An 11,239-nucleotide genomic window follows, 5' to 3' on the forward strand; every position below is an offset into this window, starting at 1 on the left:
CGGATGCGCGCCGGGGCCTGAGCGGCGGAACACGGCAGCCCCGCCGGCCCCGTGCCATCGCCCCGGCTTCTCTGGGGGGAGGTGGGGAGGAGCCGGACCGGCGGGGCGCCTGCCGCGCTGCCGCGGCTTGGCACAGCCTGCGGCTGGGCCGGGGCGAGGGCGCGGCGGGAAACAGGCGGGATCGTGGCGACAGGCACGGGCTTGCATCGGCGCTGGCCGCCCCGCAGGCTGTCGGCACAGGGAGAGAACAGGGATGCAGACCAGCTTCAGCCCCGAGCAGCTCAAGGACCCCGATACACGGGAGTCCAACGCCATCCTGCGCACCTGCGTGCATTGCGGCTTCTGCACCGCCACCTGCCCCACCTTCGTGCTGCTGGGCGATGAGCTGGACAGCCCCCGGGGCCGCATCTACCTGATCAAGGACATGCTGGAGGGTGGCAAGCCGGCCACGCCCCAGGTGGTGCAGCATGTGGACCGCTGCCTCTCCTGCCTCTCCTGCATGACCACCTGCCCCTCGGGCGTACATTACATGCACCTGGTGGACCATGCCCGTGCCTATATCGAGCAGACCTATACCCGCCCCTGGCCGGAGCGGATGCTGCGCCGGGCCCTGGGCATGCTGCTGCCCTATCCGGGGCGCTTCCGGCTGGCGCTGCGCGCCGCCATGCTGGCGCGGCCGCTGCGCGGGCTGCTGCCGGGCGAATCGATGCTGGCGCAGCGGCTGCGGGCCATGCTCTCCCTGGCCCCCGCCGCGCTGCCAGATGCAGGCCACCCCCCGGCGCCAAAGGTACACAGGGCGGAAGGCACCCGGCGCGGCCGGGTGGCGCTGCTGACCGGCTGCGCCCAGACGGTGCTGGCACCTTCCATCAACGAGGCCACCATCCGGCTGCTGACCCGCATGGGGGTGGAGGTGGTGGTGGCCGAGGGGCAGGGCTGCTGCGGCGCGCTGAACCACCACATGGGCCAGCACGACCCCGCCATGGCCCTGGCCGGCGCCAATATCGACGCCTGGACGCGCGAGATGGCGGGGGAGGGACTGGATGCCATCGTGGTCAATGCCTCCGGCTGCGGCACCACGGTGAAGGATTACGGCTTCATGTTCCGCGAGACGCCGCGCGCCGCCCAGGCGGCGGCGGTGGCGGGGCTGGCGCGCGATGTCTCGGAAGTGCTGCTGCAATTCGGCTACGAGCCCACGCGCGAGGCGCCGGGCATCACCGTCGCCTACCACGCCGCCTGCAGCCTGCAGCATGGCCAGAAGATCACCGGGGTGCCGAAGCAGTTGCTGGCCCGTGCCGGCTTCACGCTGCGGGAGCCGGCGGAAACGCATCTCTGCTGCGGCTCGGCCGGCACCTATAACCTGATGCAGCCTGCCATTGCCGGCCAGTTGCGGGAGCGCAAGCTGGAAAACCTGCGCCGCACCGGCGCCAGCGTGGTGGCCAGCGGCAATATCGGCTGCCTGACGCAACTGGGGGGCGCCGATGGCATGCCGGTGGTGCATACCGTGGAATTGCTGGACTGGATGGCCGGCGGGCCACGCCCAAAAGCTTTGTCGATGCTCCCGGAACAAAAAAACGTGCAAACGGTGGTAACCTAACGCAACGAAATCGCGGATGACGCATTGTCGTGGCGTATCGCCAGGACCCTGCCATGGTCACCCGCACCGTTACCCGCCCTGTGTTTCTCAGCAGCGCTCCCGAAATCCTGGGCGAGTACAAGGCACCGGGAGTGGCCATCGGGCCCGAGCCGGAGGATTCCGGCAAGCTTCGCATCACCGCGCCGGATGAGGCGGCCGCCGATGCCGCCGAGGTCTGGCTCTCTGAACTCGATTCGGCGGGGCATTAGTCATGCTGGACCTGCTTGCCAACCCGGATACCTATGACCTTGACCGCTTCGTGCGGGCGCAGGACCCGATGATGGCTGCCGTGCGGCGGGAATTGCGGCAGGGGCAGAAGCGCAGCCACTGGATGTGGTTCGTTTTTCCGCAGGTCGCCGGGCTCGGCCAGAGCGACATGGCACGGCGCTACGCCATCGGTTCGCTGGAGGAGGCGCGTGCCTACCTGAACCATGCGGTGCTGGGGCCACGGCTGCTGGAATGCACGGCCCTGGCGAATGACGTGCAGGGCCGCAGCGCCTACGAACTCTTCGGCAGCCCGGACGACATGAAGTTCCAGTCCTCCATGACCCTTTTCGCGCTGGCGCGGCCGGGCGAGCGTGTCTTCCGCCGGGCGCTGGACCGCTTCTACGCCGGCACGCCGGACCATGCGACGCTGATCGCGCTCTGCGGCGGCTAGGCGGTCCGCCGGCGGGTAATGCCGCCTGAACCGGTGCTGTTCTAGGAAGGGCCGGTGTCCTCGCCCACCCGCTCCCGCAGGGGCGCGAAGACCCGCAGCGCGCTGGGGCGGATGGCATAACGCAGCGGCGGGCGCATCGGCACCACTTCCCCATCCATCGAGACGCGCATCCAGGCGGAGCGGGAGCGGATCTCCACCGCCGTCACCGTATGGCTCTCGAAATCCCGTTCGTGCCGCAACTGGCCCAGCATGGCCCGCAGCGCCACCTTCAGCAGCCCCCAGGGGCGGTGGTGGCGGACAATGAACATGCTGAGTTTGCCGTCATCCAGCACCGCCCGGGTGCCGGGGCGCGGCAGGCTGACCTCATAGGCATTGTTGCCGATGAAGAGCAGTGGCGTGCGGTAGCGGCGGGTCCAGGGCCCGGCCTCGCCTTCGGCCAACACCCGCACGCGGCGCAGCGGGTAGCGCAACACCACGCGGCAGAAGGCCAGGGTCATGGCTGGCCACTTGCCCCAGCCGGAGCGGCGGCGCTGCCGGTCGCGGTCCGCCACCATCGAGGCATAGAGGCCGATGGAGGAATTGTTGACGAAGACCCGCCCGTTCACCTCGGCCACATCCACCGTGCGAAGCTGCCGCGCGGCGATGACGCCCACCGCGCCGGGGATGTCCTGCGGCAGGCCCAGGTCCTTGGCGAAGTGGTTCAGCGTGCCCAGCGGCAGCACCCCGAAGGCGCGGCCGCTGCCGGCCATGACGCCGGCCACCAGCCCGATGGTGCCATCGCCGCCGCCGGCCACCACGGCATCGTAATGGCGGCCGGGGCCGGTGCGCTCCAGCGCCTGCTGCGCCGCCGCTTCCAGAGCGTCTCCGGGCAGCAGCCGGATGTCGGCCTCCAGCCCATGGCTCTCGAAGGCCTCGCGCAGTTCCGGCTCCAGGTCATGGCCCAGCACGGAGCCGCCGCCGGCATTCACCAGCACGCAAAGCCGCAGCGGTGGGTTCTCCACGGGCTGGGCGTCAGGTCTGCTTGGCGATGATCCCGTTGAGGGTGCGGCAGGCGGCCACCACCGCCAGCAGCCACAGCCCCTGCACGATCAGCCCGGAAGGCGTCAGCACATAGCCGCCGGCCACCAGCTGCTTGGGAAAGGACTGCACCATGGGCTGGATCTCGGGCGGGATGGGCAGGGCGGCGACGACCTGGCCCAGCGCCCACCAGAGCCCGCCCAGCATCAGCAGCAGCGGTGCCACCACCTCGGCCACCAGCTCCACAAAGGTCAGGGCGAAGGTGACAAGGCCCCAGAAGGCGATGCCAAGGCCACGCAGCACCAGCCAGAGCCAGCGGTGACCAGCCTCGCGACGATCATGGAATTCGTACTCGTCATGGGCCGACAAGCCGGACATGGCGGAAGTCTCCGGGCACGGTTTGTAGCTGACTGCATAGACGATGCGGCCCGCCGGCACACCCCGAGAATTGCGGAGCACAGCAAAAGGGGCATGGACCTCTCGGCCCATGCCCCTTTCATTGCGCTCTTCCTGCCGCCGGTTCAGTTCGGCTGCTGGATCGCCGAGAGCCTCCAGGCGCCGCCGCCCTGGCGGGCAAAGGTCCAGAGTTCGGCCACCGTCTGGCGCCGCTGCGGGTCGCCTTCCACCACCTGGCCGGTGCCGAGGTCCCGCGTCACGTCGATCAGCGAGAAGCGCATGGCGACGGTGGCGTATTCGGTATTGCCCTCACGCCAGGCCTCGGACAGGTCGCCCTGCTCCAGCCGCACGTCGCGCGTCTCGTTGGCCCAGTTGCGGGCCGCGAGGTCACGCAGGTCGCCGGCGAAATAGCCGGCCATCTCCGGCGTGGCGAGGCGGGAGAGCGCGCCCTCGTCCCGGCGGGACCAGGCCTCGTTCACCTCGCGCAGCAGGCGCTCGAAGGCCTGGAAATCGGCCTGGCCGACCTGCACCGGGGTACCCGTGGGGGCACGGCCGCCACCCATGCCGCCGGGGCCGCGCAGGTCCTGCATCTGCCGGGCATAGGGGCCGGCCGCCGCCGGGTTGGCGCCCGGAACGGCACCGGGGCGCGGGCCGCCGGCCATGGCATGCTGGGTGCCGCCGCGCAGCTTGCGCATCACGAAGCGCACCAGCAGGACGATCAGCCCCACTTGCAGCAGCAGGCCCAGCACGCCGCCGAAGCCGCTGATGCCGCCGAACATGCCGTTGCCGAAGAGCAGGCCGCCGAGGCCGACGCCGATCAGGCCGCCCATCATGCCGGCCATGAAGCCGCCGCCGAAGAAGCCGCCCGGGCGGGCCGCGCCGGCGGCGCCGGCCATGCCGGGGCTGGCCGGGGTGGCGGGCCGGGTTTCCGGCGTGGTGGTGCGGTCGAAGGGCCGCGCGGTGTTGTTGGGGATCGTGCGCGTGGCGGGCGGGGCGCTGTAGGTACGCGAGCCCCGGCTGCCGGAGCTGAAGCCGCCGCCGGGCCGTGCCTCCGCCAGGGCGGGACCCAGCGCGAGGGCCAGAACGGCCAGTGCAGCCAGGAGCCTGGCGGAACGTCGCATCGTTTCTCTCCTGCGTGTCATCATTCGGACAGGAATATAGGAAACCCGAACCCCACCGCCAATGCGTGGCTGGGCCCTTCCTGTTCTTGAATGCCGGCGGAGCCGGTTTGTTGCCCTCAATCCAGGCAGCCGAGCAGGGCTGAGCGGATATCGACCTGGGTATAGGGTTTCTTCACCACGGCGGAGTGCTGGAAGCGCTCGGGGAAGGCGCTGGCCTCGCCATAGCCGGTGGCGAAGACGAAGGGGATGCCGCGGGCCGTCAGCGCATCGGCGATGGGAAAGCTGTTCTCGCGCCCCAGATTCATGTCCAGCAGCGCCACATCGGGCGGCGTGCGGGCGATGATCTGCAGGGCCGCCTGCACGGAGGAAGCGACATCCACCTCCGTCGCGCCCAGGCGGCGGAGCTGATCCTCGGCATCCATGGCGATCAGCAGATTGTCCTCCACCAGCATCACGCGGCGGCCCAGCGGGCCGACATCCTCCCCGGCCGGGCGCGGGGTGGGGCGGGGCTCGTCGTCCTGGCGCGGGGTGGCGGCGTCATGGACCTGGGCGGCCGGCAGCACGAAGCGCGCCTGAAGCCCGCCCAGGGCGTAGCGCAGCTCGGCCTCGCCACCCAGGTCATGCGGCACCGCGCGCTCGATGATGGTGGTGCCGAAGCCCTTGCGGTTGGGCGCCTGCACCGGCGGGCCGCCTTCCTCGGTCCAGAGGATCTCCAGCGCGCCATGCTCGATCCGCCGCCAGTCGATGCGGACGCTGCCGTGCCGGTCGCAGAGCGCGCCATACTTCACGGCATTGGTCATCATCTCGTGGAAGACCAGCGCCAGGGTGGTATGGGCATTGGGCTCCAGCAGCACCGGCGGGCCGGAGAGGATGACGCGGTCCGCGCGGTGCTCCAGGTAGGCGGCGGCCTCGGCCAACACGAGGTCGGCCAGGGGCGCCGGCTGCCACTTGTCGGCGGTGATCTGGTCATGGGCGCGGGCCAGGGCCTGGATGCGGCCGCCGATCATGGTGGCGAAATCCTCCACCGTGGCGGCATTGCCCTGGCTCTGCTTCACCAGCCCGCGGATCAGGCCCAGGATATTGCGCACCCGGTGGTTCAGCTCGGCGATCAGGATCTCCTGCCGCTCCTGCGCCGCGCGCCGCTCCCGCTCCGCCAGGTCGGAGAGCTGCAGCACCACTTCCAGCAGCGTCACGCGCAGCCGCTCGGCGGTCTGCATGTCGCTCTCGGTCCAGGGGGCGCTATGGCCTTCCACCATCTCCCGCCAGGCGGCGAAGCTCTTGCGCGGGGCGATCCGGGCGCCGTCGCGCTCCATCGTCACGGGCTTGCTCGGGTCACCCGCCCAGGTCACGGCATGGGAGACCTGCCGGCGGAAGAAGACCAGGTAGTCGCGCGGCCCGCGCGAGAGCGGGATGGCCAGCAGCCCCGCCGCGCGGTTGGCGAAGGCGCGGGCGGGCTCGAAGACCTCGCCCAGCCGGTGGGTGGCATAGATGGTGCCGGAGGCGGTGCGGTTGAGGAAGCGCACCAGGGCGGCGAAATCCTCGGTGCCCGGCGTGCTGCCGCGCAGCGCCGTGCCATTGGCGGACCAGAGGCCGACGCCGTCGCAGGGCAGCACCTCGGAGAGCAGGTCGAGGACATCGGCCAGGCTGCGGCTGCCCGGGCGCATGGCGCCGAGCGAGGCCATCAGCCGGTTGTGCACCTTGTTGGCCGCGGCCTCCCGCGCCTGGTCGATCTCCCGCTCCCGGCTTTCCAGTTGCAGGGAGAGCACCTGGGCGAAAAGCTCGGCGGCGGTGCGGCGCTCGAAGGGCACGCGCAGCGGCTCGGTATGGTGGCAGGCGATCAGGCCCCAGAGCTTGCCCTTGCGCAGCACCGAGATCGACATGGAGGCCGCGACGCCCATGTTGCGCAGGTATTCGACATGGGTGGGGGAGACCGAGCGCAGCACGCTGAGCGACAGGTCCAGCGCCCGGCCCTGCGCGTCGCGCTGCGGCAGGATGGCCACCGGCTCCGCCCCCGTATCGCCGATCAGCCGCAGCCAGTTGCGCTCATAGAGCAGCCGGGCCTGCTTCGGGATGTCGGAAGCCGGGAAGCGCAGCCCCATGAAGGAATCGACGAAGGAGGCGGCCGATTCCGCGATCACCTCGCCCGTGCCGTCATGGTGGAAGCGGTAGAGCATGACGCGGGAGAAGCCGGTGAGGCCGCGGATCTGGCGCACCGCCTCCTTGCACAGCGTCTCGAAATCCTCGGCCTGCTGCAGGCGCGAGATCATGGAGCGCACGGTGGTGGCGGCTTCCAGCGCGTCTTCCAGGTCCGAGGGCTCGGCCTCGATGACGACCTGGTCCCCGGCCATGTGCACGGCCAGGTCGAAGGGCGCGCCGCCTTCCTGCAACGAGAGGCCGAAGAGCCGCTCCAGCGCATTGGGGCCGCGCAGCAGGTGCAGCCGGCCGCCGATCTCGTGCAGCACCTCGCGCGAGAAGATGCCGGACAGCAGCTCGCCCAGCAGCGCCTCGGGCGGGCGGCCGAGATACTGCGCCACATTGGCCGAGACGCGCTGGATGCGCCAATCGCGGGAGGTGGCGATCAGGAAGCCGATGGGCTGGATGGCGCCCAGCAGGTGGATCGGCTCGCGGTCGCAATTGGTGAGGTCGAAGGCCTCGTCCAGGGCAGCATCGGGTGGCGGGAGGGAGTCGTCAGGCATGCAGAAGCGGTTCCTCGGCCTGCTCGGCGGCCAGGGCGGCGTGGAAGCAGGCGAAGGCGGCCACTGCGCCCTCCGCCGCACCGGGCCAGAGGGCGGGGTCGGCGAGCTGCTGCTCAAGCCTTGCCAGGAAGGCAGGCCAGGAGGCCTTGTGGGCGAGATAGGCGGTGGCGGCGGAGGCGCAAGTGTCGCCCGCCTCCCGCACCTGCCGCAGCAGCATGCCGTTGCCGAAGCGGGAGCCCTCCAGCACATAGGCCGCCCCCAGCACCGCCGCCGGGCTGGCCGGCGGCGCGAAGGGCAGGGCAGGGGGCGCGGCGATGCCCAGGGCCGCCAGGTCGGCGGCCAGGGCGGCGCGGCGGGTGCGTTCCGGCCAGTCCGGCAGCAGGCTGGCGATGCCGGCGGCCTCCAGCCCCTGTTCCACCGAGGCCAGGGCACGGGCATGGGCGCGCAGGAAGCGGCGGTAGCCCTGCGGCGTCTTCAGCGGAAAGGCGCTGCCGAGCGCATCCACTTCCTCATGCCGCGCGGCGGTGGCCTGGCGCAGGTGCCAGCGGATGCCCTGTTGCTGCTTGCCGTCCTGCTGCTGCATCAATCGTTCCGCCTCGTCAGCCCCGGTTGGAGGGCGGCGGTGATGCGGCCCAGGGCGTCCCCCTTATGCCAAAAAGGGGGGAAAGGCGAACATCTCCACCCTTCAATTCTTGCACGCGGCCGCGCGCGGGCGGGGCAGCCCTGGCAAGCGGCGGCCCGGCGCACAATCTCTGGCCGAGCCGTTCCCTTGCCCTCGCAGGACTTCCGCCATGGACCAACCCCACCCGCAGGCCCGCCCCCCGGCGCCCGACTGGCGCCCGCAGGGCTGCCGGCGCGTCGCCCTGGTGTTGCAGGGCGGCGGCGCGCTGGGTGCCTTCCAGGCCGGGGTCCATGAGGGGCTGCAGGAGGCCGGCATCGGGCTGGACTGGATCGCGGGGGTCTCGATCGGCGCGGTGAACGGCGCGCTGATCGCCGGCAACCCGCCGGAGCGGCGCCTCGCCGCCCTGCGGGAATTCTGGGACACCATCACCACCGAGCGGCTCTGGCCCTATGGGCTGGACCTGCCGGAGGTGCTGGATGCCGGGGACTGGGTGCGGCAATGGCGGCATGAGGCCTCGGCGGCGCTGACCATGCTGCAGGGCCAGCCGGGCTTCTTCACGCCGCATGTGCCGAACCCCTGGTTCTCCGCCCCCGGCTCCAGGACCGCCACCGCCTTCTACGACAGCGCGCCCTTGCGGGAGACGCTGCGCCGGCTGGTGGACTGGGAGCGGCTGAACGACGGCGGCATCCGCTTCTCGGTGGGCGCGGTGAATGTGGGCAGCGGCAACTTCGCCTATTTCGACAGCGCCACCACCCGCATCGGGGTGGAGCATGTGATGGCCTCCGGCGCCCTGCCGCCGGCGCTGCCCATGGTGCGGGTGGGCGGGCAGCACTTCTGGGATGGCGGGCTGGTGTCCAACACGCCGCTGGCGCATCTGCTGGAGAACCTGGGGGAGCGGAACACCCTGGCCTTCCAGGTGGACCTCTTCAGCGCGCGGGGCAGCGTGCCGCGCTCCATGCCCGGGGTGCTGGCCCGGCAGAAGGACATCCAGTACAGCAGCCGCACCCGCCTGGTGACCGATGCCTACCGCCGCATGCGGGCGCTGGAGCTGGAATTGCGCCGCGCCCTGGCCCTGGTGCCGGAGGAGCGGCTGGACGAGGGCCAGCGCGCCCTGAAGCAGCGGCTGGAGCGGCTGCCGGAGGTGGTGATCCTGCACCTGATCTACCGCCAGCAGGCGCATGAGGGGCAGGCCAAGGACTATGAATTCTCCACCGGGGCGATGCGCGAGCACTGGCGCGCCGGGCTGGAGGATACCCGCGCGACGCTGCGGCACGGCCACTGGCTGGCCATGCCGCCGCCCGGCAGCGGCATCCAGGTGCATGATGTCCACCGGCCCTGAGGGGCCGGGGCGCATGGCTGCCCGGCGGCAACCGCCCCGCCTGGGCCTGCATTCCATGTCATTGGCGGTCTTTTCACGGCGGCCCCGCCCTGCGGGCCGCGTCACCTTGTTGGAAGCCCTATGGCCCTGTTGCTGAACATCCTGTGGAACATCCCCGGCCTGGGCTTCATCCCGGCGCTGATGTGGCTGGCCGCCGCGCTGGTGATGGCCCTGACCATCATCGGCCTGCCCTGGGCGCGCGCCTGCCTGATGCTGGCCGGCTACAGCCTGCTGCCCTTCGGCAACACGATCGTCACCGCCGAGGATCTGACCGGCCGCCCCACCCTCAGCAACGGGCCGCTGGGCTGGCTGGCCAATATCCTCTGGTTCCTGCTGGCCGGCATCTGGCTCTGCATCGCGCATCTGACCCTGGCGGCGGGGGCGGCGGTCACCATCATCGGCCTGCCCTTCGCCTGGGCGCACCTGAAGCTGGCGGCGGCCTCGCTGGCGCCGGTGGGCAAGCGCGTGGTGCCCAATGACGTGGGCGAGGCCATCGCCCTCGGCCGCGGGCGGTCCAGCCTGGACCGGATGCGGGGCTGACCATGAGCGAGACCGATGTGCTGGTGGTGGGCGCCGGCGCCGCGGGCATTGCCGCCGCCCGCGCGCTGCTGAAGGCCGGGCTGCGCTGCCAGGTGCTGGAGGCGCGGAGCCGCCCCGGCGGCCGCGCCGCTACCGATACCGCCACCCTGGGCGCGCCCTTCGACCTCGGCGCCACCTGGCTGCATGCCGCCAATCGCAACCCGCTGCGCCTGCTGGCGCAGTCCCTGGGCATGGCGACCTTCGACCATGGCAGCGCCCGCGAATCGGTCTGCTTCGATGCCGGCCGCCGCGCCGGGCCGGAGGACATGGCGGCCTATGACGCCACCTGGGAAACCTTCCATACCCGCCTCGGCGCCCTGGTGCCGCTGCCGGGGGAAAGCGCGGCCGCCCTGGCCGCCCGCTCCGGCTTCGGCGGCGGCCGCTGGGACGCCACCGTGATGCACTGGGAAGGCCCCGTGATCTGCGCCGCGCCCTTGGCCGAGATGGATGCGCGGGACTACCTCGACACCCTGCTGGAAGCGCCGGACCTGCTGCTGCCCGAGGGGACCGGCACCCTGCTGGCGCGCCTGGCGGCGGAACTGCCGGTTTCCTACGGCGCGGTGGTGGAGCGGCTGGACTGGTCCGGCCCCCGCGTGGTGGCCGAGGGCCGCTTCGGCCGGCTGGAGGCGGCCTCGACCATCGTCACCGTGCCCACCGCCGTGCTGGCCGCCGGCGCCATCCGCTTCACACCCGAACTGCCGCCGGAGACCGCCCAGGCCATCCATGACCTGCCGCTGGGGCTGCTGACCAAGATCGGGCTGCGTGCCCGGGGCGCGGACCGGCTCGACCTCGCCCCCTTCGCCGGCATCGAGCGCCGGGTGGAGCGGGAGGAGGAGGCGGCGATGACCGCCATCGCCTGGCCCTTCGGCCATGACCACCTGATGGGCTTCGTCGGCGGCCCCGCCGCCTGGGACCTGGCCAAGGCCGGGCCGGCGGCCACCGTCGCCTTCGCCTTCGAGGAGCTTTCGAAGAATTTCGGCGCCCGCGCGATGGCGGCGCTGCGGCGGGAAGGCGCCCTGGTCAGCGACTGGGGGCGGGACCCCTTCTCGCGCGGCGCTTATTCCCATGCGCGGCCGGGGCGGGCGGCGGCGCGCGGCATCCTGGCGGCGCCGCTGGCGGAAGGCCGGCTCTGCTTCGCC

11 protein-coding genes are annotated in these 11,239 nt (G+C 71.7%); 6 read left to right on the forward strand and 5 right to left on the reverse strand.

Annotation, left to right across the window (positions count from 1 at the left end):
- Positions 1-253 precede the first annotated feature (253 nt).
- The 3 genes from glcF to IBL25_RS21130 are packed head-to-tail and all read left to right on the forward strand — an operon-like array spanning position 254 to position 2,291.
- Entirely contained in the window at positions 254-1,594 is a 1,341-nt protein-coding gene (gene glcF / locus IBL25_RS21120; RefSeq protein ID WP_187780478.1) for a glycolate oxidase subunit GlcF, read from the forward strand.
- Positions 1,595-1,647: 53 nt separating this feature from the next.
- The gene (locus IBL25_RS21125; protein WP_187780479.1) at positions 1,648-1,842 is read left to right on the forward strand and encodes a hypothetical protein; all 195 of its coding nucleotides are present in this window, start codon (positions 1,648-1,650) and stop codon (positions 1,840-1,842) included.
- Positions 1,843-1,844: 2 nt separating this feature from the next.
- Positions 1,845-2,291: a DUF1810 domain-containing protein gene (locus IBL25_RS21130; protein WP_187780480.1), complete on the forward strand. Its 447-nt coding sequence runs from the start codon at positions 1,845-1,847 to the stop codon at positions 2,289-2,291.
- A 41-nt stretch (positions 2,292-2,332) separates the two neighbouring features.
- Here IBL25_RS21130 and IBL25_RS21135 read toward each other — a convergent pair whose 3' ends face one another.
- From IBL25_RS21135 to IBL25_RS21155, 5 genes are all read right to left on the reverse strand, one after another.
- A complete protein-coding gene (locus IBL25_RS21135; protein ID WP_187780481.1) occupies positions 2,333-3,292 on the reverse strand; it encodes a diacylglycerol/lipid kinase family protein in 960 nt (319 codons plus the stop codon).
- 10 nt (positions 3,293-3,302) lie between these two features.
- Complete coding sequence (locus IBL25_RS21140) at positions 3,303-3,686, reverse strand: hypothetical protein (RefSeq protein WP_187780482.1); 384 nt, start codon at positions 3,684-3,686, stop codon at positions 3,303-3,305.
- Between the two features lie 143 nt (positions 3,687-3,829).
- The gene (locus IBL25_RS21145; RefSeq protein ID WP_187780483.1) at positions 3,830-4,825 is read right to left on the reverse strand and encodes a Tim44 domain-containing protein; all 996 of its coding nucleotides are present in this window, start codon (positions 4,823-4,825) and stop codon (positions 3,830-3,832) included.
- A 116-nt stretch (positions 4,826-4,941) separates the two neighbouring features.
- Positions 4,942-7,521 carry an HWE histidine kinase domain-containing protein gene (locus tag IBL25_RS21150; RefSeq protein ID WP_187780484.1) on the reverse strand — a complete coding sequence of 860 codons (2,580 nt, stop codon included), beginning with the start codon at positions 7,519-7,521 and terminating at the stop codon, positions 4,942-4,944.
- Complete coding sequence (locus tag IBL25_RS21155) at positions 7,514-8,104, reverse strand: biliverdin-producing heme oxygenase (RefSeq protein WP_187780485.1); 591 nt, start codon at positions 8,102-8,104, stop codon at positions 7,514-7,516. The genes IBL25_RS21150 and IBL25_RS21155 overlap by 8 nt, the downstream gene beginning before the upstream one ends.
- A 208-nt stretch (positions 8,105-8,312) precedes the next feature.
- Between IBL25_RS21155 and IBL25_RS21160 the strand changes: the two genes are divergently transcribed.
- From IBL25_RS21160 to IBL25_RS21170, 3 genes are all read left to right on the forward strand, one after another.
- Positions 8,313-9,482, forward strand: coding sequence for a patatin-like phospholipase family protein (locus tag IBL25_RS21160; protein WP_187780486.1), 1,170 nt, complete (start codon positions 8,313-8,315; stop codon positions 9,480-9,482).
- 120 nt (positions 9,483-9,602) lie between these two features.
- Positions 9,603-10,061 (forward strand): YccF domain-containing protein, encoded by a 459-nt coding sequence (locus tag IBL25_RS21165; RefSeq protein WP_187780487.1) that lies wholly within the window; start codon positions 9,603-9,605, stop codon positions 10,059-10,061.
- 2 nt (positions 10,062-10,063) lie between these two features.
- Positions 10,064-11,239 (forward strand): flavin monoamine oxidase family protein (locus IBL25_RS21170; protein WP_187780488.1); only part of this gene is annotated, 1,176 nt, incomplete at its 3' end.

It is taken from the genome of Pseudoroseomonas ludipueritiae (assembly GCF_014490445.1).
GTDB classification, from domain to species: Bacteria; Pseudomonadota; Alphaproteobacteria; order Acetobacterales; family Acetobacteraceae; genus Pseudoroseomonas; species Pseudoroseomonas ludipueritiae.